Annotated in this window: 21 protein-coding genes; 13 read left to right on the plus strand and 8 right to left on the minus strand. The window is 41.5% G+C overall.

The window, feature by feature from the left end:
• Positions 1-26 precede the first annotated feature (26 nt).
• Positions 27-908 carry a MerR family transcriptional regulator gene (locus SKC38_RS08545; RefSeq protein ID WP_377976717.1) on the plus strand — a complete coding sequence of 294 codons (882 nt, stop codon included), beginning with the start codon at positions 27-29 and terminating at the stop codon, positions 906-908.
• Here SKC38_RS08545 and SKC38_RS08550 read toward each other — a convergent pair.
• Together SKC38_RS08550 and SKC38_RS08555 are read right to left on the minus strand one after the other, a co-directional pair.
• Entirely contained in the window at positions 905-1,969 is a 1,065-nt protein-coding gene (locus SKC38_RS08550; RefSeq protein ID WP_377976718.1) for a mannose-1-phosphate guanylyltransferase, read from the minus strand. The genes SKC38_RS08545 and SKC38_RS08550 overlap by 4 nt on opposite strands.
• A gap of 1 nt (position 1,970) precedes the next feature.
• A complete protein-coding gene (locus SKC38_RS08555; protein WP_377976719.1) occupies positions 1,971-3,017 on the minus strand; it encodes a DUF3089 domain-containing protein in 1,047 nt (348 codons plus the stop codon).
• A gap of 210 nt (positions 3,018-3,227) precedes the next feature.
• Between SKC38_RS08555 and SKC38_RS08560 the strand changes: the two genes are divergently transcribed.
• Together SKC38_RS08560 and uvrA are read left to right on the plus strand one after the other, a co-directional pair.
• Positions 3,228-6,107 carry a TonB-dependent receptor gene (locus SKC38_RS08560; RefSeq protein ID WP_377976720.1) on the plus strand — a complete coding sequence of 960 codons (2,880 nt, stop codon included), beginning with the start codon at positions 3,228-3,230 and terminating at the stop codon, positions 6,105-6,107.
• 84 nt (positions 6,108-6,191) lie between these two features.
• The gene (uvrA, locus tag SKC38_RS08565) at positions 6,192-9,008 is read left to right on the plus strand and encodes an excinuclease ABC subunit UvrA (RefSeq protein ID WP_377976721.1); all 2,817 of its coding nucleotides are present in this window, start codon (positions 6,192-6,194) and stop codon (positions 9,006-9,008) included.
• A gap of 63 nt (positions 9,009-9,071) precedes the next feature.
• On the opposite strand, the gene SKC38_RS08570 is transcribed toward uvrA, so the two are convergent.
• On the minus strand, positions 9,072-9,695 hold the full coding sequence (locus SKC38_RS08570) for a transposase (RefSeq protein WP_377976722.1): 624 nt from the start codon (positions 9,693-9,695) through the stop codon (positions 9,072-9,074).
• Positions 9,696-9,870: 175 nt separating this feature from the next.
• On the opposite strand from SKC38_RS08570, the gene SKC38_RS08575 reads away from it, so the two are divergent.
• Genes SKC38_RS08575 through SKC38_RS08600 form a run of 6 tightly spaced genes read left to right on the plus strand, consistent with a single transcriptional unit; the run spans position 9,871 to position 14,687 of the window.
• Positions 9,871-11,103 (plus strand): 4Fe-4S dicluster domain-containing protein, encoded by a 1,233-nt coding sequence (locus tag SKC38_RS08575; protein ID WP_377976723.1) that lies wholly within the window; start codon positions 9,871-9,873, stop codon positions 11,101-11,103.
• Positions 11,100-12,071: an alpha/beta hydrolase gene (locus SKC38_RS08580; RefSeq protein WP_377976724.1), complete on the plus strand. Its 972-nt coding sequence runs from the start codon at positions 11,100-11,102 to the stop codon at positions 12,069-12,071. Before SKC38_RS08575 ends, SKC38_RS08580 begins: the two co-directional genes overlap by 4 nt.
• Positions 12,068-12,943 carry a sterol desaturase family protein gene (locus tag SKC38_RS08585; RefSeq protein WP_377976725.1) on the plus strand — a complete coding sequence of 292 codons (876 nt, stop codon included), beginning with the start codon at positions 12,068-12,070 and terminating at the stop codon, positions 12,941-12,943. Before SKC38_RS08580 ends, SKC38_RS08585 begins: the two co-directional genes overlap by 4 nt.
• A 2-nt stretch (positions 12,944-12,945) precedes the next feature.
• On the plus strand, positions 12,946-13,716 hold the full coding sequence (locus SKC38_RS08590) for a (Fe-S)-binding protein (protein ID WP_377976726.1): 771 nt from the start codon (positions 12,946-12,948) through the stop codon (positions 13,714-13,716).
• 4 nt (positions 13,717-13,720) lie between these two features.
• Complete coding sequence (locus SKC38_RS08595; protein WP_377976727.1) at positions 13,721-14,200, plus strand: hypothetical protein; 480 nt, start codon at positions 13,721-13,723, stop codon at positions 14,198-14,200.
• 1 nt (position 14,201) lies between these two features.
• On the plus strand, positions 14,202-14,687 hold the full coding sequence (locus tag SKC38_RS08600; protein ID WP_377976728.1) for a GAF domain-containing protein: 486 nt from the start codon (positions 14,202-14,204) through the stop codon (positions 14,685-14,687).
• Here the strand turns inward: SKC38_RS08600 and SKC38_RS08605 are convergent.
• Positions 14,668-15,327 carry a phosphatidylserine decarboxylase family protein gene (locus SKC38_RS08605; protein ID WP_377976729.1) on the minus strand — a complete coding sequence of 220 codons (660 nt, stop codon included), beginning with the start codon at positions 15,325-15,327 and terminating at the stop codon, positions 14,668-14,670. The two genes, SKC38_RS08600 and SKC38_RS08605, sit on opposite strands and share 20 nt — an antisense overlap.
• 130 nt (positions 15,328-15,457) lie before the next feature.
• Here SKC38_RS08605 and SKC38_RS08610 point away from each other — a divergent pair, with 130 nt between their 5' ends.
• A complete protein-coding gene (locus SKC38_RS08610; protein ID WP_377976730.1) occupies positions 15,458-16,885 on the plus strand; it encodes a tRNA wybutosine-synthesizing protein 4 beta-propeller domain-containing protein in 1,428 nt (475 codons plus the stop codon).
• Here the strand turns inward: SKC38_RS08610 and SKC38_RS08615 are convergent.
• Positions 16,880-19,057 (minus strand): S9 family peptidase, encoded by a 2,178-nt coding sequence (locus SKC38_RS08615; RefSeq protein ID WP_377976731.1) that lies wholly within the window; start codon positions 19,055-19,057, stop codon positions 16,880-16,882. The genes SKC38_RS08610 and SKC38_RS08615 overlap by 6 nt on opposite strands.
• 17 nt (positions 19,058-19,074) lie before the next feature.
• Positions 19,075-19,629: a hypothetical protein gene (locus SKC38_RS08620; RefSeq protein ID WP_377976732.1), complete on the minus strand. Its 555-nt coding sequence runs from the start codon at positions 19,627-19,629 to the stop codon at positions 19,075-19,077.
• Between the two features lie 30 nt (positions 19,630-19,659).
• On the opposite strand from SKC38_RS08620, the gene SKC38_RS08625 reads away from it, so the two are divergent.
• Positions 19,660-20,763 carry a LuxE/PaaK family acyltransferase gene (locus SKC38_RS08625; RefSeq protein ID WP_377976733.1) on the plus strand — a complete coding sequence of 368 codons (1,104 nt, stop codon included), beginning with the start codon at positions 19,660-19,662 and terminating at the stop codon, positions 20,761-20,763.
• On the opposite strand, the gene SKC38_RS08630 is transcribed toward SKC38_RS08625, so the two are convergent.
• A complete protein-coding gene (locus SKC38_RS08630) occupies positions 20,724-21,143 on the minus strand; it encodes a molybdenum cofactor biosynthesis protein MoaE (RefSeq protein WP_377976734.1) in 420 nt (139 codons plus the stop codon). The genes SKC38_RS08625 and SKC38_RS08630 overlap by 40 nt on opposite strands.
• Positions 21,140-21,628 carry a dihydrofolate reductase gene (locus SKC38_RS08635; protein ID WP_377976735.1) on the minus strand — a complete coding sequence of 163 codons (489 nt, stop codon included), beginning with the start codon at positions 21,626-21,628 and terminating at the stop codon, positions 21,140-21,142. Before SKC38_RS08635 ends, SKC38_RS08630 begins: the two co-directional genes overlap by 4 nt.
• 176 nt (positions 21,629-21,804) lie before the next feature.
• On the opposite strand from SKC38_RS08635, the gene carB reads away from it, so the two are divergent.
• Positions 21,805-24,636 carry a carbamoyl-phosphate synthase large subunit gene (gene carB / locus SKC38_RS08640; protein ID WP_377976736.1) on the plus strand — a complete coding sequence of 944 codons (2,832 nt, stop codon included), beginning with the start codon at positions 21,805-21,807 and terminating at the stop codon, positions 24,634-24,636.
• A gap of 1 nt (position 24,637) precedes the next feature.
• Positions 24,638-24,886, plus strand: a complete 249-nt coding sequence (locus SKC38_RS08645) for a hypothetical protein (RefSeq protein WP_377976737.1) — start codon at positions 24,638-24,640, stop codon at positions 24,884-24,886.
• Position 24,887 lies beyond the last annotated feature (1 nt).

Raw genomic sequence — 24,887 nt, forward strand, 5'->3', positions numbered from 1 at the left:
GTTAGCCTAGTATACAGATGCGAGGAATGGCCATTTATTCAATTAAGGATTTAGAAAATTTAAGCGGAATCAAAGCGCATACCTTGCGGATTTGGGAGCAGCGATATGGAATTTTAAATCCTATTCGGACAGAAACCAACATTCGAACGTATTCCGATGAGGAATTAAAGCGCGTCCTAAATATTGCATTGCTTCAAGATAAGGGTGGATTTAAGATTTCTGCGATTGCCAATATGTCGGAGGCTGAAATGGCATCCCATATTTTACATTTATCTGAAAGTCAATTTGATTTTCCTGATCAAATTCAAGCGCTTACCTTGGCGATGATGGATTTGGATGAAGCCAAATTTCAGTTGTTGACCAAAAATATGATTCAGGCCCACGGCTTTGAGAGTTATATGTTGGATGTTATTTATCCTTTTATGCGCCGACTAGGTACTTTGTGGTTATCAGGTTCAGTTGGACCAGCCCAGGAGCATTTTATCAGTCATTTGATACGTCAAAAATTGGTCGCTAGTATTGATGCGCAAGATTTGAGTTTGAAGCCTGATGCCAAGAAATTCTTATTGTATTTGCCGGAAGGGGAGTTGCATGAAATAGGCTTGTTGTTTGCGAATTATGTTTTTCGTGCGCGCAAACATTCCGTGGTGTATTTAGGCCAGTCCTTGCCCTACGAAGAATTGCTTTTGGCTTATGAAATTCATCAGCCCGATTACATATTCAGTGTTTTTACATCTGAGCCTAATGTGGAGCTTATTGATAACTATGTTGCGCAGATGGCGAAAGATTTACCCAATGCTCAAGTGTTATTAACAGGTTATCAAATCCTTCAGCCTGAGCGACAGATTCCGTCCAATATCCATGTAATCCCTGATTTTCAAGGATTAATTGATTTGGCAAACGCCTAAGAAAATTTAGGATTTAGGTAAGTCGCAGCTTCCACAAATTTTTTCACGTCTTGTTCTTGGTCTTGCGGACAAATCATGAGGGCATTTTCATGTTCAGCAACGATGAAATTTTGCAATCCTTGAATGACGACCAATTTATCGTTTGGCGTTTTAATGATGCAATTTTGGGTATCGTAAACCATGACATTTCCATCGATGACATTCCCATTGGAATCTTTCTCGTGAATTTCATAAAGTGATTTCCATGTTCCTAAGTCGGACCAACCGATATCAGCTAGAATAACTTTAACGATCTGTGCTTTTTCCATGATTCCATTATCGATGGAAACACTTTTGCAAACAGCATAAACTTTGCGGATAAAATCTTGTTCTTCGTTTGTGTAGTAGAAAGCTTCTCCTTCCTCAAATTGCTCAGCAAGGCGCGATAGGTGTTTCTCTAGTTCTTTTTTGAATACAGGAATTCTGAATACAAAAAGCCCGGCATTCCAAACGTAGTCACCACTATCTAAAAATGCTTCTGCAAGCTCAAGATGGGGTTTTTCGGTGAAAGTTTTAACGGTTTTAGAAATACTTTCGCTGGGATGAAACTGAATATATCCGTAACCGGTATCCGGTCGGGTAGGTAGAATGCCTAAAGTAACCAATACGTCTTCTTTGGCCGTTTCGATGGCAGCACGGACATTGTTTTGAAAGGCGATTTCTTTGATGATTACATGGTCAGCAGGCGCAACAATCAGCGTTGCATTCGGGTTCTTTTTCCCAATTTTATAGGCTGCATAAGCGATGCAGGGCGCCGTGTTTTTCCGTTGGGGTTCTTGAAGGATTTGCTCCTCACTTAAAAAAGGCAATTGTTCTTTAACAATACCGGCAAATTCATCGCTCGTGACAACGTAGATATTTTCCGGATGGATAATTCCCTCAAATCGTTCTGCGGTTTGTTGCAACATGGTTTTTCCCACGCCGAGTACGTCATGAAATTGCTTAGGATTCGCACTCCGACTAATAGGCCAAAAACGGGTGCCGATTCCACCGGCCATGATGATGAGGTATGTATTTTGCATATTATTTGCTTGCATTTAAATAGGTTTCAACCCGTCTTTTCGCATTATTTCGAATGGGCGCATAGAATAAATTCATATCTGCTTGGTGCCAATTTTTCAAATGCACAAAGGAGCGTCCAAAAACATAGGGTGTATTAATCCAAAGAACTCCGAAGTGATTTTGTGCGTCAGCGAAGTTTTTAACCCATTTGAAGCCGTAGGATACGCCACCTTCATTAAGTTCTTTGGGAGCAAAGTTTTCGTCAAGGCTCCAAGTTAATGGATTTGTTGATACAAGTTCAGTAGGTTTACCCGGGTGCCAGGCAGGTAAATAGCCTTGTTGGAATGTTGTCCAAGCTACAAAGCAACCAGTTTGCTCGGCAGTCTTACATGCTTCTATTTGTTGAAAAGCGTTTTTGGGTGTTGCAATACCAATTAAATATGCCGCTACAAATTGTTTTTGGAGGGCTTTTCCATCGATATACTCCTTGATGAGTTGAGTAGCATGAATTGTTCCTTGGCTATGCGATGCAATAATGATGGGTCTACCTTGATTGTAATGAAGCAGGTAATATTCGAAAGCTTTTTTGACGTCTGAATAGGCTAATTGTAGCGCGGCATCTTTATCGGCTTTGTTAGGAGTTACGAAAGCATAATAATGGGCTTGTCGGTACCGGGGAGCGAAAACTCGTCCAGCGGCGTTGAAAATCGTGGCTTGATTCAGGATCGTTGAGGAGTCGACTTTATTGTTTAGGTATTGGTCTTGAATACTTGCATTCCACTGATAGGGTGTGTTGGGTGCATAGGTGTAGATCGTCGGATGGACGAAAAATACGTCAGCTTTGGCTTGGTTCTGTTCGTCCTTTAAGGGAGATTTTAACGGTACTGCATCAGCTGCGTCTAATCGATTAGGTAAGGCTGCCCAAGCTGAAGGAGCGCTGTAGTCTATTTCTGCTGGTACAGGGCTTTCTTTCCATGCTATTTTTAATTGCGCGGGCTCTTGTGTTTTGCAAGCTGCTGCGAGACAGAGTATTAGGCCAACAAGAAAATAGATACGTCTTAACAACATGCGGATAATAATTGATCAAAGCTACTAAGAAATAAGTCTTTACGGAAGTATTTTGGTTTGATTGGATGTTGAGGCTTGCTGATAATTAAAATATTTTCGGAAAAATTGGTATATTTTTAATATCAAACATTGGGCAAATTCTTATTTCTTGATTAGCTTTGTTTCAGAAGTGTATAAAAACGTTAACAGAAACTTCAAACAATTACATTTATGAAAAAACTTTTTACTCAAATCTTGCCAGTTTTTACGGTTGTCTTTTTACTTGCGTTTGCAGCAGTTGCTCAAACGAAAGTTGGGGGAACAATTAAGGATGCGGCATCAAAAGAACCATTAATCGGGGTAAGTGTCTCGGTTAAAGGCAAGGTAATTGGTACAATTACCGATGCAAACGGACATTTTGCATTTACGACATCAACACCAGTTCCATTCACGATTTCCGTTTCAATGGTTGGGTATGAGCGTCAAGAAATTGCGGTTAAATCGGCAAAATCAGATATTCAAATTGATTTAAAAGAGCAATCGGTTTTAGGTCAAGACGTGGTTGTATCGGCTTCACGTATTGAAGAATCCGTAATGCAATCCCCCGTTTCTGTAGAGAAAATGGATTTGCGTTCGATTCGTGAGACTCCATCGATCAACTTTTATGATGCATTGCGTAACATGAAAGGCATTGAGGTGAGTACACAGTCGGTGAATTTCTCTTCCATCAGTATGCGCGGTTTTAATAGTAATGGAAACGTTCGAGTTGTTCAGTTGATTGACGGCATGGATAACCAAGCGCCAGGTTTGAACTTCTCGGTAGGTAATATCGTAGGTATCTCAGAACTAGACTTAGAAGGCGTTGAGGTATTGCCAGGAGCAGCGTCAGCTTTATATGGTCCAAATGCGATGAACGGTATCATTTTGATGAATTCAAAATCACCCTTCTTATACCAAGGTTTAAGTGCACAAGTAAAAGCTGGAGCGATGTACGCGGGAAATCGTACAGAGGCTTTGACTCCATACAGCGATATTTCATTACGTTATGCAAAAGCGATTAACAATAAGTGGGCTTATAAAATCAACTTCAATACATCAAGTGCAGAAGATTGGCAAGCAACGGATTCACGTGATCAGAGTTTATTGAATGGAACAAGTTTGGGAGCGGGTGACCGTACAACTAATTTAGCATACAATGGTGTTAGTACGTATGGTGACGAGACGAACGTGAATATGTTGTCTTCATTAAAACCTTTATTATCCGTACCATCTAACCCATTGACAGCTGGTATTAACCAGATTTCAGCAGCTACAGGAGGTTTATTAACGCCTTCGGCGATTTTGGGATACATTGTTCCGAACGTTGCAATTTCTCGTCAAGGTTATGCGGAGCGTGATATTGCTTCTTATGCAAACCGTAACATGAAGTTTAATGCAGCATTGCATTATCGTTTTAATGATAAAGTTGAGATGATTTTACAAGCTTCATATGGACAAGGTACTGCGATGTACACAGGAGCGGATCGTTATTCAATCAAAAACTTCTCGATGGGTCAATACAAAGCGGAGTTAAAAGGTTCTAACTTTTTTGTTCGTGCCTATACAACACAAGAAAATTCAGGTGACGCGTACGCTACGGGTACTTTAGGACAGTTAATTAATGAAGCTGCAAAACCTAGTACAGCTTGGTATCCAGAATACTTCAGTACGTTCGCAGGTTTGGCTTTGACGAACTTTGGAAAGGTGTTGCAAACAACCTTAGCACAAACAGGAAACCCAACAACAGCGGTTGGAACGGCTATCGCAAGTACGCAAGCTAGTTTTCCTTACTTCCATGGAACTGCACGTTCAGTTGCGGATGCAACACGTTTAGTTCCAGGAACTGCGGGATTCAATGCGGCTGTAGAAGCGATTAAAGGGAAAGCATTACCTCAAGGTGCTAAGTTTACAGATAAGTCAGCTTTGTACCACTTAGAAGGAATGTACAATTTGACAGAGAAATTGAATAATAAAGTGGAAATGATTGTGGGAGCTAATTACCGTCAATATGCGTTGAATTCTGAGGGTACATTATTTGCATTGAAGGATGATGGAAGCGAATTTACAATTTCTGAGTACGGCGCTTATCTTCAAATGGCGAAAAAAATGTTCGCAGATAAATTTAAGTTGACAGGTTCGATTCGTTACGATAAGAACGAAAACTTTGAGGGTCAATTTAGCCCACGTTTGTCAGGGGTATATACAGAAGGTCGCTCGAACTTCCGTGCCTCGTATCAAACAGGTTTCCGTATTCCAACAACACAAGATCAGTACATCAATTTGATGACTCCATCGGCTCGTTTATTGGGTGGTTTAGCGGTAATTCAAGATCGTTATAAATTATCCGGTAATTCATACACATTACAATCAGTATTAGCAGGTAAGCCAGCAGTTTATCAATCGAAAGATTGGAAGCCTGAGCAAGTTCATACAGTTGAATTGGGTTACAAAGGATTCTTAGGGGATCGTTTATTAGCCGACTTCTATATTTATCAGTCGAACTTTACAAACTTCTCGGCGGGCCAAGTTGTCGTTCAAACGCCAGCTCAACATCAAGATCCAGCAGTTCTTGGTAACAAGACTTTCTCTTTCCCTTCGAACGTAGACAATGAAGTTGTTACAAACGGTTGGGGCTTGAGCTTAGACTACCAATTGGGATCTAACTGGACATTGGGTTCAAACGTGTCTTATAACGCGGTGAAAGACGATGGCGGTTTGGGTAACTATCAGTTGGCATTCAACACACCAAACTACCGTACGAACCTTTCTATTGGAAATCGTAACATCGGTGGTTCAGGCTGGGGAGTTAATGCAGTTTGGAGATACCAAGATCAATTTGTTTGGCAATCATCGATTGTTAACCAAGTGGTTAATCAATCTCAACAAAGTTTAATCCCTGCATTTAATACATTGGATGCGCAGGTTAGCAAGAAATTGTCTGGCTTGAAGTCGATCTTAAAAGTAGGTGCTACGAACTTATTTGGTACACCATATACAACAGGTTGGGCTAACCCAACAGTTGGAAGTATGTACTATGTGAGTATTACATTTGATGAGTTATTGAACAAATAAGATAATCTCATTTTTCTTGAGGCTGCCCCGAAAAGGGCAGCCTCTTTTTTTGTACCTTTATGGATTGAATTTTAAGGAAAAGGCATGGACTTAACGGGTTTTTCACATATTGAGGTATTAGGTGCTCGGGAGCACAATTTGAAAAATATTGATGTTTCCATTCCTCGGAATCAATTGGTCGTCGTGACGGGAATTTCGGGTTCCGGGAAGTCTTCTTTGGCATTTGATACGATTTATGCTGAAGGGCAACGTCGCTACATGGAAAGTTTTTCTGCTTATGCCCGTTCGTTTTTGGGCAATATGGAACGTCCGGATGTTGATAAAATTGAAGGCTTGTCTCCGGTGATTTCCATTGAGCAAAAAACGACTTCCAAAAATCCACGATCTACGCTGGGGACCGTTACAGAAATTTATGATTTCTTACGCCTTTTATATGCGCGTGCCTCAGAGGCTTACTCGTATCTGAGTGGCGAAAAGATGGTGAAGCAGTCGGTCGACCAAATCATCGGAACTTTATTGTCTCAATTTGCCAACGGGAAAGTTGTTTTGCTAGCCCCCGTCGTGAAAGGCCGCAAAGGTCATTACCGCGAATTGTTTGTTCAAATTGCTAAATGGGGATATACCAAAGTGCGTGTGGATGGAGAAGTGATGGATATCGAGCCCAAAATGCAATTAGACCGATTTAAGGTGCATGATATAGAGGTGGTGGTCGATCGCTTAGTGATTACGGAAGATGAGCGGGTTCGTTTGTCACAGAGCTTACAAACGGCCATGAATGTGGGTAAGGGGCAAGTTTTCGTTTTGGATGCTGCGGATAAGCTGCATTACTTTTCTCAAACCTTAATGGACCCTAAGACGGGGTTGTCTTACGATGAGCCTGCGCCAAATACTTTTTCTTTTAATAGTCCTTATGGCGCTTGTCCTTGCTGTTCTGGCTTAGGCGTTGTCGAAGAAATTACGGAGGAGTCTGTTATTCCAGATACTTCGTTAAGTATTTTGCGTGGTGCCATTGCCCCGATTGGAGAATATCGGGAATTGTGGATTTTTAAGCAGTTGGAAGTATTGCTTAAGCCTTATCAGGTCAGTTTGTCTACACCAATTGCGAAGTTTCCACGTGAGGCGGTTGAGGTCATGTTATTTGGTACGGATGAACCTGTACCCGTGCCATCGAAGAAATATGTTGGTTCTGATTGGAATTCAAAATATGATGGAATTATTAATTTTTTAAAGCGTCAGCAGGAGAGTGGGTCGGAGAAAACTCAAGATTGGTTACGGGATTTTTTAGTCATTAAAACATGTCCGGAATGCAAGGGCTATCGTTTGAAAAAAGAGGCATTGCATTTTAAGATTGACGGGAAGCATATTGGAGAATTAGCCCAAATGGATATTGCCGAGCTTTCGCTTTGGCTAGAAGATGTGGATTCGCGCATCTCGGAACGTCAATTACAAATTGGTTCAGAGGTGTTAAAAGAAATCAGGAAACGTGTTTCTTTTTTGACGCAAATCGGTTTGACTTATTTGACTTTGGACCGACCGATGAAGACATTGTCTGGTGGGGAATCCCAACGAATTCGGTTAGCAACTCAAATTGGAACGCAATTGGTTGGCGTGCTTTACATCATGGATGAGCCTTCGATTGGTTTGCATCAGCGGGATAATGAGAAGTTGATTCAGGCCTTGAAGGATTTGCGCGATTTGGGTAATTCGGTATTGGTCGTAGAGCATGATAAAGATATGATGCTGGAGTCGGATTATATTTTAGATATTGGACCGGGTGCAGGCCGACATGGCGGGCAGGTGATTGGGTCTGGGACTCCAGCGGAGTTTGTGAAATTAGGTACGCCGACAGCGCAGTTTTTGAATGGTACTTTGGCGATTAAGGCGCCCGCAGTTCGTCGTTCTGGCAATGGCCACATGATCGAATTGAAAGGGGCGTCTGGAAATAATTTGAAGGGCGTTTCGGTGTCATTTCCTTTGGGGAAATTCATCACGGTGACGGGCGTTTCGGGATCTGGTAAATCGACTTTGATACATGATACCTTGGTGTTGAAACTGAAACAACACTTTGATCGCTCTAAAAGAGATCCTTTGCCGTTCAAATCGATTACGGGTTTAGAAAACATTGATAAGATTATCGAGGTCGATCAGTCCCCGATTGGGCGCACGCCGCGTTCGAATCCAGCTACGTATACGAATATGTACACAGATATTCGAGCATTGTATTGTGAGTTGCCGGAATCGAAGATTCGAGGTTACAAAGCTGGCCGATTTAGTTTTAATGTGAAGGGCGGTCGATGTGAGGATTGTGAAGGTGCGGGTCGGAAGAAGATTGAGATGGAATTTTTGCCAGATGTTTTGGTTGAATGTGAAACGTGTAAGGGAAAGCGATTTAATCGGGAGACACTAGAAGTTCGTTTCAAAGGCAAGTCAATTTCTGATGTGCTTGATATGACGGTGGAGCAGGCATTGGAGTTTTTTGAACACCAACCTCGTATTCATCGCCGAGTTCAAACCTTGTCGGAAGTTGGATTGGGTTATATTACTTTAGGTCAACACGCCACGACTTTGTCGGGAGGAGAAGCCCAACGGGTGAAGTTGGCAGAAGAATTGTCCAAAAAAGATACAGGCAAGACCTTGTATGTATTGGATGAACCAACGACCGGATTACATTTTCAGGATGTAAAGTTGTTGTTAGATGTTTTACAGAAGTTGGTAGATAAGGGCAATACCGTCTTGATTATTGAGCATAATTTGGATGTAGTTAAAGTATCCGATTATGTGATTGATATGGGACCAGAAGGAGGTAATGCGGGTGGTAAATTGGTTGCATCGGGTACTCCAGAGGAAATTTGTAAGGTGAAGGGGAGTGAGACGGGAAGGTTTTTAAAGAAGGAGATGTAGGGTAAACGCTGCCGGGGTCGCAGACCCCGGCAGCGTTACCGCTCAAACGACTTATATTCAAAATTATTCTATCAATATCTTGGATATCTTTTCTTCAGTGGAAGTATCCGTTTCGTGAAATTTTTCAAATATTGCCTGGTTGCCAAAAAAGTTTAGTCCTTCTTTTTTGTTGATAATTCTAGGTTTAAATTTTAAATACTCCTGATATGACGAGTATGGATAGAATTCATAGTTTCCATAAATTTCATGCTTTACGGGGTTTAAATGGATGTATTTGATTAAATGCGTCAGGTAGATTAAGGATTCCACAGGTTTTCTTCTGAAGGGTGATTCAAATAATCCGCCAGTTCGATCCGTTGCTCGATTGAACATTTGTGCATGTGAGTTCATGATATTTCCTAATGTTCGACTTATGAAAAGCCCAACGCGACCCTTGGGTTTAGGTAGAAGTTTTAGGTCAGTCAGTTTATCAATTTCTTCATAGGTTTTAATGCGGACTAGCAAATGAAAATGGTTTCCTAATAAACAGAATGCATAGGTGTCTACGTAGGGACTAACCTTCTTTTGGTACTTCCAGAGAAATGATCTGTAATGTTTGTCTGAAAGAAATATGGGTTTTTTATCAATACCGCGGGTATAAATGTGGAACACCTTATTTTCGATTAGTGGTTCAGTGAAATTTTTCATCTTTTTTTTCATTGAAATTCGGAATATGGTTTTTCACTTGATTGAAATAAATAGATAAAAATTATCATGATTTTGATTTTTTTCTCTCATGAATTTGAGGTAGTTTGGTGATGGATTTTGGTAACGCTGCCGGGGTCGCAGACCCCGGCAGCGTTTACCCCCGAACACAATCAACATGACTCAAATAAGCTTCATCGCCATCCTACTAGCCATGGGCTATCTGATCGCCCGGCGTTTTGGACAAATTGCAAAAACCATACACCTAGCAAAACCTATACACATTACAAATTCAAAGGAACGCTGGAAACGTGTTCTGTTGCTTGCATTGGGGCAAAAGAAGATGTTTGAGAAGCCTTTTGTAGGGGCAATGCACCTATTAATTTACCTCGGATTCATCCTAATCAACATTGAAATTCTAGAAATTATCCTCGATGGAATCCTCGGAACGCATCGAATTTTCGCTCCATTTTTAGGAAATCTTTACCCCGTAATTATCAATTTTTTTGAAATACTCGCTGGCGGGGTGGTCGTGGCATGTGTCGTATTTATAGCCCGTCGATTAAGCAAAAGTATCAAACGACTGGACGCTGCAAGCCACCGCGAATTACAAGGCTTTCCCGTAAAAGACGCCCTACAAATTCTAATCATCGAATTGGTCCTCATGAGTGCCTTATACTTGATGAACGCAGCTGACCCCGAGCAATCCTTCATCATTTCAAAACACCTTAAGTCCTGGTTGCCTAACGAAAACCTACATAGCATAGAACAAGTAGCTTGGTGGATTCACATTATTGGAATTTTGTCGTTCGCGCTATATGTGACTTATTCGAAGCATTTGCATATCTTTTTCGCCTTTCCTGCGGTGTATTATTCGAATATTGAATCAAGTGCTCAAATGTCTGACATGCCCCATGTAACGAATGAGGTAAACATCATGCTCGGTAAACCAGGTGAACCAAGTAATCCGGATTTAAAATTTGGGGCACAGGACATTAAGGATTTAACAATCAAGAATGCGTTAGATGCCTACAGCTGCACGGAATGCGGGCGCTGTACGGAACAATGCCCAGCGAATCAAACCGGCAAAGCCTTGTCTCCACGTAAGATCATGATGGACACGCGCGATCGTATGGAGGAGTTACAAAAGGACCCTAATTCCACGAATGTTTTGTTGGGTAATTACATTTCAGCTGAAGAATTACGTGCTTGTACCACTTGTCAAGCCTGTGTTGAAGCCTGTCCGATTCAGCTATCCCCACTAGAAATTATTTTGGCATTACGTCGCTACCAAATCATGGAACAGTCCGACGCCCCTGGTGCGTGGAATGCCATGTTTGCCAACATAGAAACCAATCAAGCTCCTTGGAAATTCAATCCAAGTGACCGTTTAAACTGGGCCAAATCATGAAAAAAACACTAATCGTTCTTGTTGTTTTAGTAGCCTTGTACGCCGTAGGGCCACATCCGGATGCGCCCACGTTGCCTGGACCGTCATGGACCAATATCCCGAACGAACCTGCAGCCATTACCTCATTCTTACAAGCAAAAGAAGCCCAAAATGGCAATTTGAAGCCAGATAATGAGGGGCAAATCATCTACGCGGATTCGGCAAATCCCCAAAAGACGAAAACCGTTGTGCTTTATGTTCACGGTTTCTCCGCTTCGCCTATGGAAGGAAATCCTTTGCACAAAGCCATTGCAAAATCCTTGCATGCGAATCTAGTTTTAGCTCGTATCGAAGACCATGGAGAATTCCCTACGGACTCCACCATGGCGAAGGCAAGTGCTGATAAATTCTATCAAAGCGTCGAAAACTACTATGCTCTCGCGAAAAAATTAGGGGATGAAGTTATCGTTTTAGGTACTTCTTTCGGAGGTGCAATGTCCTTGGTTCTTGCGACTAAACACCCAGAAATAAAGGCTTTGATGTTGTATGGGCCGTGTATTGCGATTAAAGATCCAACAGCGCCATTGGTTGATAATCCTTGGGGATTGCAATTGGCGCGCGCGGTGATGCGTTCTGATTTCCGCGACATTCCATCGGTTAGCTCTGGACACAAGAATTTTTGGAGCTTGCATTATCGCCTGGAAGGTGTCGTCGCAATTCAAAATTTCTTAACGCATGAAATGACGGATGCAACATTTGAAAAGGTGAAGGTTCCTGTATTTTTAGGCTATTACTACCAAGATGAAACGCATCAAGATAATGTCGTTTCCGTGCAAGCCATGCGTGATATGTTCCCTAAACTGGGTAGTAAAATTAAAAAAGAACAGGCATTTCCTTTGTCGGGTTACCACGTTATTACCTCTGATATCCTAGGGAAACGCGTTGATTTGCCCATTCAAGCGTCCCTTGATTTTATCCACAAGCTATGACCCCACAATTGATTTTATATGCGGTGCCTTTTTTCCTCCTAACGGTTTTATTCGAATCGTGGCTGGCATATAAAGAACACCGTGATTTTATTGAGGCTAAAGATTCCCTAACTTCCATTGGGCTTGGACTAGGGAATTTAGCTGTCGGTATGATTACCAAAAGCCTTGCATACGTTACCTATTTCTATGTATATGACCATTGGCGTTTGGCCGATTTTCAATTCAATTGGTGGCCGGTTTGGGTATTTGCATTTTTAGCGGAAGACATGACTTATTATTGGGTACACCGCATTTCGCATGAAGTTCGATTTTATTGGGCTTCACACATGGTGCACCATTCTTCCCCGAAATATAATTTGGCAGCTGCTTTACGTCAAACCTGGACGGGTAATTTAACGGGCGGATTTCTGTTTTGGGCCTGGTTGCCTTTGTTGGGCGTGCACCCGTTTATCGTATTCTTTTTCCAACAAACCAGCCTGCTGTATCAGTATTGGATTCACACCGAATTCATTCAAAAAATGCCCAATTGGTTCGAGCAATTTTTCAATACGCCGTCGCATCACCGTGTGCATCACGGAACAGATTTAGATTATTTAGATACGAATTATGCCGGTGTTTTGATTATTTGGGATCGGATTTTTGGTTCTTTCCAGTCGGAGAATGACCGCCCGCATTATGGCTTAACAAAACAAATTGAAAGTTATAATCCCGCCAAAATTGCCTTTTACGAATGGGTACAAATCTGGAAGGATTTAGTACATGCCAAAAGTATCAAACAAGTAGCAGGGTACCTGTTTGGCCCTCCGGGTTGGAGCGATGATGGAAGCAGATTAACCGTTGAACAAATGCGTGCACAAGCGAAAAAGAAATAATCATGGATTTACAAGTGACAACCATGGCCGAGTGGGCCGCAAAAGGGGAGAGTCCCGACTTATTATTTTGGGTAGGTTGTGCAGGATCGTTTGATGACCGACACAAAAAAGTGACTCGTGCATTGGCAGAAATTCTGAACCATGTAGGAATAAAATTTGCTGTACTTGGAACGGAGGAGGCTTGTACGGGTGATCCGGCTAGACGCGCGGGCAATGAGTTTTTGTTTCAAATGCAGGCGATGCAAAACATCGAAGTGTTGAATATATACGGTGTTCAAAAAATTGTAACTGCATGCCCGCATTGCTTTAATACCTTGAAAAACGAATATCCATCTCTAGGTGGCACCTATGAAGTTATCCACCATAGTCAGTTATTGGCCGATTTATTAGCCGCAGGAAAAATTCAGTTCAACGAGCAAAAAGAAACTATCGCATTTCATGATTCATGTTATTTAGGGCGTGGCAATGGGATTTTTGAAGCACCGCGTGAAATCATCACGGGATTGAAAAAAGAGTTGAAAGAATTAAAAAGTTGTCGGACCAAAGGCCTTTGTTGCGGTGCGGGTGGCGCACAAGTATTCAAGGAACCTGAGGCAGGAACGGAAGATGTTCAAGTAAAACGTACAGGTGAAATACTAGAATCTGGTGTAAATAAAGTAGCTTTGGCATGTCCTTTCTGCATGGTGATGCTTCAAGATGGCTTGAACAAATCTGGCAAAGAACACGAAATCCAAGTAGTCGATCTAGCTGAATTAATTCAGCAAAGTTTATAATAAAATGTATATACCATTTCAAGAAATGCCAGCTCAGGCACGTATTTGGGTTTATCAAGCCTCACGTAGCCTACAAGCACAGGAACTCGATCAAATAAAGCAAACATTAGCACAATCTTGCCAAGTTTGGGAAGCACATGGTGCACCTTTGCAAGCTTCGTTTGAAATCAAATACAATCAAGTCATCATCGTAGCTGTAAATGAAGCTATGAATGCCGCTTCGGGCTGTTCCATTGATGCATCGACTCGTTGGTTTAAGGACTTAGGCGATGCCTTGCTGGTTGATTTTTTCAGTAGAGACGTGGCAGTCGTGAGAAATGAACAAATGGAATTGTTTCCTTTAGGCCAATTGAAAGCTGCGGTTGAGGCAGGGAATTTGACTCGGGACGATCAAATTATCACTCCACTTTTGCAGACGGTCCAACAATACCGCGATTCATGGTTAAGTACGGCCGCTGATTCTTATTTAAAACGTTATTTCTAAAATGGCTGAAGATTTAATTATCCCCAAAGGTTCTCGTAAGGAGCAATATGAAGCCCTTTTTCCACAAATTCAAAGCCTTGTTGCGGGAGAAAATGACCTGACTGCAAACCTCGCAAACATTGCTGCAGCGATTAAAGAAGTTTTCGGATTTTTTTGGGTGGGTTTCTACCTAGTTAAAGACAATCAATTGGTTTTAGGGCCCTTTCAAGGTCCCGTTGCCTGCACGCGCATTCCTTTTCACAAAGGAGTATGTGGTCATGCGTATACGATTGCTGAAACGGTGATTGTACCAGATGTGGAAGAATTTCCAGGACACATCGCTTGCGCTTCTGCATCCCAATCAGAGATTGTATTACCCGTAAAAAATCAGGCTGGTGACGTAACGATGGTGCTAGACGTCGACTCAGATTTGCTCAACGACTTTTCAGTTGTAGACCAAAAAGGTCTCGAGAAAATTCTTGGATTGATTAGCGAAGCTTGGCAATAACCGTTTCGCTTCCTACCGGTTTATCCCCAATATTCACGCAAATTTCTGCATCTAAGGGTAAGTAGATATCAATACGACTTCCAAACTTAATGAAGCCGAATTCTTGACCCTGTATTACTTGGTCACCTTCTTTGACATACCAGCAAATACGTTTCGCAAGCGCGCCGGCAATTTGGCGGAACAAAACTTCCGTACCATTTTCGTGCTTCACGACACAGGTTGTGCGCTCATTTTCTGTACTTGATTTAGGATGCCAAGCAACTAAGTATTTGCCTGGATGATATTTGAAATAAGTTACGATCCCTGAAATTGGATTGAAATTCACGTGCACATTGATCGGTGACATGAAGATCGATACTTGCTTTCTTTTGCCTTTGAAATACTCGGGTTCTTCTACTTCTTCAATCACAACAACCTTGCCATCTGCTGGAGCAATGATATGTTTGGGATTGATTTCCGTGTGACGCTTCGGTACACGGAAGAATTGTAAGATAATTAAAAAGAAAAGCGAAGTAACTATGACTACAGCTTCGCGTAAATAGACTTGCCCTGGGAAAAAATAAGCGATTAGCCCATTAATCACTAAAACGATAAGTAAAGAACTGATTAATAATGATTTTCCTTCGCGGTGTAATGTCATAAATCGAATAGTTTTGCGCTATTTTATATAGCTTAAGGACAAAATTACTACATTTTTTGTGCCCTTACCTAAACAATATTCAATTTTTGTATAAAAAAAATGCATTTTTGGGGTATTGATAATTCATTGCATGCGATTTAGTTCAAAACTTTCCCTTCTATTTTTTCTGTTAAGCTGCGCCATTTCGCTTCATGCACAGGTTTTTTCATGGCGCGAACCTGGCGTTCGAACTTGTTATAAAATCGATTTCGTTGCGAATCATTTGTATGAATCCAATGCAAAAGGCCTATGGCAAGATTTGGGTGTTGTGAATCTTGTCGATGTAAAAGCGCTTGATTTGTACGCGAATGCAGATGCCATCAATCCGATGAAAATTAAAGGTCATCAAGGAACATATTTGGTCATGGAGTGCAGCGGGCAAGTATATTATTTTGATTTGGCCACAAAAACAATCAAACGTGAGGATCTAACTTTTTACCGAGGAGCAAATTGCCAAGCGGTACAATTTGCGCGTAAAGATACCATTTATAGTTTTGGTGGATATGGGTTTTGGCAGTCGACCAACATCATGACGCAATTTAATCTCGTTTCCAAAGAATGGACCCATATTTTAGCTGGTGGCCCCATCCCCAAAGCCATTCACAAGAAAAGAGCTGTTTATCTTCCTGACGAGGATCGATTCATTGTATTGGGTAGTCATCGAATCAATCAAACTGAATCTGCAGATGTTACAGAATTCGATTATTCGATCTATGATTATCAGTTTTCAGATAAAAAATTCAATAAACTAGGAGAGGTCTACGAACCCTTGTTGCGAACGCTCATGTCGGGAGAAAGCAGTAATTTCTTGCTGGCAATGGGTCGATACATTGTAATTTCGCCCAATCACAACATCCCCAATTACAACCATGATTTACTTTATATCATTGATGTAAGAGATTCATTTAAAGCCTATTTGTGGACAAATCCCGCTCGGTTCCAAATTCGCAAATTTATTGAGGAGCGAGGGGTATTATATAGCGTTTACACAAATAAGAACGCGATCTTTTTGCCTCAAGCACAAGAAACCTATCCTTATGGTTCCTATCAAATCGCTGAAGTTTCCATCAACACCTTACTCGCTGAAAGTAAATACCTAGGTCCCATCATGGAAAGGCCCATGGTTGACACCATGCAAGATTTTTCACTCATTGTCCTTGGGGTCCTAGTCGTATTTTTTGTATTACGTTTTCTTATTTCACTAAAACGTCGAAAAAAAAGGAGTCAATTACGCATGCTTCTTGGGCCTAATGAAAAACAATTCTTGGATTTCCTTCGCTTGAATTACCGACAAGGGCATGTATCCGGACATCAAATTGTCGCCTTTTTTGGCAAACATAAAAGTAGCCCCGAATCGCAAAGACAATTCAGGGCTAAATTAATTGACGGACTAAATAAATCACTCGGACTCGTATTTCCTGGCGAGCAGGTGCTCGATATTCAAGCGGACGAGAAAGACCAACGGATGTTGACTTACCGACTGACCGAAACGATTTACCAAGAACTTAAAAATCTATAAGTTCTTCTCTAAGAAATTTGTCAACATATTATACAAGTGTAAACGTGTATTTCCACCGGAAATGCCATGGTTGCGGTTTGGATAATAGAATGTTTGAAATTGCTTATTTGCTTTAATTAGGGCGTCTTCTAATGCCACTGCATTTTGAAAATGTACGTTGTCATCGCCCGTTCCATGAACTAATAGTAAGTTGCCTTTCAACTTGTTGACATGGTATACAGGTGAATTCTCATCATAGCCTGTTGGATTTTCCTGTGGCGTACGCTGATATCTCTCTGTGTAAATTGAATCGTAAAAACGCCAGTTGGTCACCGGTGCAACCGAAATCGCAGCTTTAAATACATCTGCTCCTTGCATCAAGCAATTGGACGACATAAATCCTCCATAGCTCCAGCCCCAAATACCGATGCGGCTTGCGTCTACATAAGGAAGGTTTCCGATGAATTTAGCAGCGAAAATTTGATCTTGTACCTCAATTCGGCCTAGGTTTTGGTAAGTGATTTTCTTGAAAGCGACCCCTCTGCCACCGGTTCCGCGGTTATCTACGCAATAAATCAAATAGCCTTTTTTCAACAACATTTGATACCAGTAAAAATCAGCACCCGGATAAGAATCCAATACTTGTTGGCTCCCAGGGCCGCCATATACATGCATCAAAACAGGGTATTTCTTGTTCGGGTCAAAGTTGGCCGGCTTAATCCAGTACGCGTTCAAATGATCACCATTCGCCAATGGAATTTCAAAGAATTCGCGTGGTGAAATTTGGTATTCCGTAATCTGCGCTTGTAATTTTTGATTGTCTTCTAACTCGCGAACTAAACCTTTTGTCGCATGATATAAAGCGATACTTAACGGTTTTTTCGCCGAACTGTGGTTTAGAATGTAATAAGAAAAGTCAGTGCTAAAGCTTGCTGAATTCGTTCCTGCTAAGATTGAAATTGCTTTTTTACCTGTGCCATCTAATTTGATCGAATAGACTTGTCGGCCTATCGGGCTGACCTCTGTGGAATTAAAATACAAGGTTTTCGTTTTCTCATTGTATCCGTATAAGTCATCTACCTCCCAGTTTCCTGATGTAATCGGGCTGAATTTTCCCGTTGCAATTTCACCTTGGTATAGATGTTTAAATCCGCTGCGTTCCGAGCTGAAAATGAACGTTTTTCCATCATTTAAATAGGTGAAATCATTTCCTACGGCCTCTATTTCAATGGATGTTTCTGCATGTTCCTCATAGATTAAGCTGTTGCTTGCTTTGCTGATGCTGTAATGCAATAATTCCATGTGGTTTTGAAGGCGATTCAAACGAATAAAACCTACTATATCTGGATTTTTTGTCCATTTCAAACGTGGTATGTATTGGTTTTTTTCTGGGCCTACAGGGATTGTCTGTATTTTGTTTTCATCCAACAAAGTCACAGAAAGGCTCACGATGGAATTGGCTTCGCCTGCTTTGGGATATTTGTAGCGGTAATCTTTCGGATATAAATCTCCCCACATTTGCATGTTGTATTCGGGTACTTGGCTTTCATCAAAGGTGTAGAAGGCGATTTTTTTGCTGTCGGGCGACCAAGCAAACGCTTTCGCAAACGAAAATTCTTCTTCATACACCCAGTCACATGATCCATGGATGATGTGATTAAATTTGCCGTTCGTCGTAATCGCGGTTTCTTTTCCGCTGGCAATGTCTGTCCAGAATAAGTTGTTATCTCGCACAAATGCTACACGTTTTCCATCTGGCGATAAAGTTGCATGCATTTGTTTCCCGCCTTGCGATAACAAACGAAGTGAATTATTTGCCCGAGAAAAGATGTAATTCGTTTCCTTCGAACTTCTGCGGTAGATGGCCTCTGATGCTGTTCCAATTAAAATGGTTTGTTCGTCGGCGGATAAAGAAAACTGTTGCACATGAATCGTTCCTCCCGTACCTGTTTTGTGAATCGCTTCGTCGAAAAGAGTTTCTGATTTGCTTGGGTCTAAAATATTGTATTTAAGGATTTTTCCTTCTTTTAATTCCAAATACGATTGCCCATCCTGTGACCAATTGAGGTTTTGAATGCTTTTTTGTCGGAAAGTGGGCTTTGCCCAAATATCTTCAAGCGAGATGTCTTTTTGTGCAAATGCTGCGGTTGAGCCTAATAATAGGAATCCTACAAGTAGTTGTTTGATCTTCATTGTTTGTTGGAAGTAGGTTAATCTTGAAAAATGACAATGGGGTCGGTTTCCACCACATTGCTTGTTTGTAATGCGTTATCTCGAATGTAAATTTGAAATTTCAGGGTGTCGTTTTTCGGGGTAAAAAGGGGTGAATAACCTTTGTAAAAGGCATAGACGAATTGGGTTGAATAGTCAACGGTTCCTTCAATCGGGCCAGGTTTTTGATCCGCGTTGAATTTGAAATTCATGAGTCCGCCTAAACTAGGACTGAAGGTAACAGGGACAAATTTGCCATTTTTTTGAAGCAAAACATTGACCTCAAAATTGCGAAAATCCTTGTATTTCGTGGGGTTTGCTTTTAGGTCTGCTTGCGTGATTCCTAAATCGCCATCTCCATCTTGAAAATGAATGGACATGACAACGGAATCAATTTTGGCTTTTCCGCCAAATCCATCATTACTTGTTTTGGTGATTTTTTGAATTTGACTAAAACTGATGGAAGGAGTTAAGCTCCATTGAGGTTCTTTCAGGCAAGAAAGAAGTCCAGCGGCAAAAACAATAATTCCCAAAATGCGAAAGCCCCATGTCATAATTCGTAAAGTTAATGATTTGGTTTAATTTTGTATGATTATTCAAAAAAAGCCATGGGGTCTGAATTGAACATGTGGGAGTCTTGGCGATTAGAACTGAGAAATAAGGTTCTATCGATGTGTGATGCGGATTTTGAGTCCATTGCCTTGGATATGTTTCGATTTACGTGGACCTATAATCCTTTGTACAAGCAATATCTTGATCTACTTCAAATCGATCCGCAGGCCGTTAAGTCTATTCGTGATATTCCTTTTTTGCCTATTGAGCTTTTTAAAAGCCACCGTGTTCAAACGGGTTTTGGCTCGGTGTTATTTGATTTTGAAAGTTCGGGGACAACGGGTCAAATTCCTTCTAAACATCCCGTTTGTGATCCTGAATTTTACCAACAACAATCCAAACGCATTTTTGAATCGCAATACGGTCCGCTGTCGGATTACCATATTTTTGCGCTTTTACCCTCTTATTTAGAACGAAGTACCTCGTCTTTGGTCTTCATGATGGATTATTTCATCAAGGAATCGGGTTCGCCCACTTCTGGTTTTTTCCTAAATCAATACGAGGAGCTGGTAGCTCAAATCAATAAAGCCTTGCTCTCCGATCGTAAAATTTGGGTCATGGGAGTGACTTTTGGTTTATTGGACTGGGTTGATTCAGGGCAAGATTTTTCCTTTTGGAAAGAGGCGGTTGATGCTGGCCGACTGATCGTCATGGAGACCGGGGGGATGAAAGGCCGACGAGAGGAATGGATTCGGGAGCGGGTACATGAATTTTTGAAAACATCCATGGGCGTTGATCAAATTGCCTCAGAATATGGCATGACTGAATTGTTCTCGCAAGCCTATGCGTCCACAGACGGAATTTTTACACCTGGGGTTTCCATGCGTGTTCAATTGCGTGAGGTGACTGACCCTTTTGCTAAAGTGACAAAGCCGGGCCGTGTAGGAGGAATTCAAATCATCGATTTGGCTAATATCGATTCATGCCCTTTTATCGAGACGCGCGATTTGGGGGCTTTAGAAGAAGATGGTATCCGATTTAAGGTATTAGGCCGATTTGATAATTCAGAAATCCGTGGCTGTAATTTGATGGTCGATCAAGGATGGGGAACGAGCCAAGCAGAGCCGTCCGCATAAAATTCATTTTTCCAGATGGGAACTTCTTGTTTCAAGGTATCGATAAGCCACTCACAAGCTTTGAAAGCCTCCGATCGGTGTACAGAACAAACGCCTATAATCACTGCAATATCTCCGATTTCTAATTTCCCGGTTCGATGCGCCACACTGATTTTACGAATGGGCCATTTTTCCGCCGCTTCTTTGGCGATACGTTCCATTTGTTTTTTGGCCATGGCCGAATAGGCTTCCATGGTTAAATGTTCGACTTCTTTATTTTGATTCTTGTTTCTTATCGTTCCCACAAATAGACAAATTCCACCTGCCTCTGGGTCTTGCAGGTAGGAATACGTTTCATCGATCGACAAAGCTGATTCGCTTAGGAGAATTTGATGGGTCATTTGCGCGTATAGGTGATGTAGCTGAATTGGTAGGCGTTTTTTTCGTCGGTGATACCCCGTTCTTTTTCCGTGATTTCCCAAGATGCCACGGGAATTTCGGGAAAGTAAGCGTCGCCTTCGAAGATATCATGCAATTGCGTCACTAAAATTTGATCTGCCAAAGCTAAACTAAGTGCATAAATCTCAGCTCCACCCACAATGAAAATGTCTTCACGCGTGATTGATTTGGCTTTTAAAATGGCCTCTTCGACGGAATGGGCGATGATTACGCCCTCGATTTGTAGGTCAGCCTGCCGACTGATCACAATCGTTGTGCGATTCGGTAATGGTTTTCCAATGGACTCAAACGTTTTGCGGCCCATGATGATGACATGGCCGGTTGTCAATGCTTTGAAACGCTTCAAGTCGGCAGGTAAGTGCCAAATCAACGTATTGTTTTTTCCAATTACCCGATTTTCATCGAAGGCCACCAAGATTTTTAGCACGATTTTAGGTTTTAATTGTCAAAAATAAGGGATTTTTTGGCTGGATTGTCTTCGAGAATTTTATTTTAAAAAACGCTTCACATTTCGGGTGTAAAGCCCTAATTTTGTACAATTTTTGAGCCTAGTGTTAAGAGCTCACAAATTGCTAATCATTACTCTTAAAATTAAACCATCTCGTGCCTAAAGATTCGTCGATTAAATCTGTCCTAATTATTGGTTCTGGTCCTATTGTCATTGGTCAAGCCTGTGAATTTGATTATTCTGGTTCTCAAGCCGCTCGTTCCTTACGGGAGGAGGGGATTGAAGTAATCTTGATCAACTCAAATCCAGCAACCATCATGACGGATCCGATGAATGCGGATCATGTGTACTTGAAACCTTTAGAGAAGGCTTCGATTATTCACATTTTAGAAAATCACAAGATTGATGCAGTTTTGCCTACCATGGGTGGCCAAACGGCCTTGAACTTGGCGATCGACTGTGATGCGGCAGGGATTTGGGAAAAATATGGGGTGAAGATTATCGGTGTTGATATTGCGGCGATTGAGACGACGGAAGATCGCGAGAAGTTCCGTTTGAAGATGTTGGAAATTGGGGTTGGTGTTTGTAAAGGTCGTACAGCACGTTCATTCCTGGAGGGAAAAGAGATTGCGCAAGAGACAGGTTTCCCATTGGTTATTCGCCCTTCGTTTACCTTAGGTGGAACGGGTGGAGGATTTGTTAATGATCCCAAAGATTTTGATGCGGCTTTGAATAAAGGTTTGCATGCTTCGCCTACGCATGAGGTATTGGTTGAGCAATCCATTATGGGTTGGAAAGAATATGAATTAGAATTATTGCGGGATAATTTAGGAAACGTCATTATCATTTGTTCGATTGAGAACTTTGATCCGATGGGTATTCACACGGGAGATTCCATTACAGTGGCTCCTGCCATGACGTTGCCGGATACGATTTACCAACGCATGCGTGACATGGCCATCAATATGATGAATGCTATTGGTCAATTTGCGGGAGGTTGTAATGTTCAGTTCTCATTGAATCCTGAAACGGATGAGATTATTGCCATTGAAATTAACCCTCGTGTTTCACGTTCGTCTGCGCTTGCATCGAAAGCAACAGGTTATCCGATTGCAAAAATTGCCGCGAAAATGGCGATTGGTTATAATTTAGATGAATTAACGAATGCGATTACGGGTACAACTTCGGCGTATTTTGAGCCGGCTTTGGATTACGTGATTGTGAAGGTTCCACGTTGGAACTTTGATAAATTTAAAGGTTCTGACCGTACATTAGGACTTCAAATGAAGTCGGTGGGTGAGACCATGGGTATCGGCCGCAACTTCCAAGAAGCCTTACAAAAAGCGTGTCAATCTCTAGAGATTAAGCGGAATGGTATGGGAGCGGATGGCAAGGAATTACGCGACCAAGATGCGATTATGCACTCGTTGGCAAATCCATCATGGAATCGTTTGTTCCATATCTACGATGCCTTTAAAATGGGTATTTCGTTCAAAACGATTCAGCAAGCGACGAAAATCGACAAATGGTTCTTGAATCAAATTGAAGATTTAGTACGTGTAGAACGTGAGATAGAGAAATACACGATCTCAAATATTCCGAAAGAATTATTGGAAGAAGCGAAGCATAAAGGTTTTGCGGATCGCCAAATTGCACACACGTTACGTTGCCTTGAATCAGAGGTTTACGACAAGCGTAATGCGATGGGCATCAAACGTATTTACAAATGTGTCGATACCTGTGCGGCGGAATTCGAAGCCAAGACACCTTATTACTACTCAACTTTCGGACAAGTGGGAACGGATGTGTTGGATAATGAATCGCAGGTAACGACTAAGAAAAAAGTGGTTGTGTTAGGTTCAGGGCCCAACCGGATCGGTCAGGGAATTGAATTTGACTACTCATGTGTTCATGGGGTATTGGCTGCGAAGGAGGCAGGATATGAGACGATTATGATCAACTCGAATCCGGAGACGGTGTCTACCGACTTTGATATTGCGGATAAATTATACTTTGAGCCTGTGTTCTGGGAGCATGTGTATGACATTATTCAACATGAGAAACCGGAAGGGGTTATCGTTCAATTAGGCGGCCAAACGGCTTTGAAATTGGCTGAAAAGTTATCGAAATACGGCATTAAAATTATAGGTACTTCTTATGAGGCTTTGGATTTGGCGGAGGATCGTGGTGCATTCTCAAGCTTATTGAAAGACTTGGAAATTCCTTATCCGAAATTTGGTGTTTGTGAAGATGCTGATAATGCCGTGGCTTTAGGTCGTGAATTAGGGTATCCATTATTGGTTCGTCCTTCTTATGTCTTGGGTGGTCAGTCGATGAAAATCGTGATTAACGAGCAAGAATTGGAGCAACATGTTGTTGATATTTTACGTGATATCCCTGGAAATAAAATCTTATTGGATCATTTCTTGGAGAACGCGATTGAAGCGGAGGCGGATGCGATTTGTGATGGAGAAGATGTGTATATCATCGGTATGATGGAGCATATTGAGCCAGCAGGAATTCACTCAGGGGATTCGCACTCTGTATTGCCTCCATTTGATTTGTCGGACAATGTCATGAAACAAATCGAAGATCATACGCGCAAAATCGCGGTGGCTTTGAAAACCAAAGGTTTGTTAAATATTCAGTTTGCTGTGAAGGATGAAGTTGTGTACATCATTGAAGCGAATCCACGTGCATCACGTACCGTGCCATTTATTTGCAAGGCATATCAAGAGCCTTATGTGAATTATGCGACGAAGGTGATGTTGGGAGATAAGAAGGTGAAAGACTTCAATTTCCAACCGGTGAAGAAAGGCTATGCAATAAAGATTCCGGTATTCTCGTTCTCTAAATTCCCGAATGTGAATATGGAATTAGGACCTGAGATGAAGTCGACGGGTGAAGCGATTTACTTCATTGATGATTTGAAAGATGATTTCTTCCGTAAGGTTTACGGGGAACGTAATTTGTATTTAAGTAGATAAGATGTTAAAACTTATTGCCCTTATTTTAGTTTTTATCTACGTGGTGATGCCATTAATTCGTTTTTTAATGAAGGCATTTGTCATCACGCAGGTGCATAGAAAGATGTCGGAACAGGATATTCGTAATCAACAAAAATCGAATGCTCGTAAAGAGGGTACGATTGATGTGGATTATGTTCCGCCAAAACAAAAGGCTAAGTCAGATAGTTTAGAGGGGGATTATGTCCCTTATGAAGAGGTTAAAGAATAAA

Origin of the sequence: Aquirufa echingensis, from assembly GCF_042714525.1 — a bacterium.
Taxonomy (GTDB): Bacteria; Bacteroidota; Bacteroidia; order Cytophagales; family Spirosomataceae; genus Aquirufa; species Aquirufa echingensis.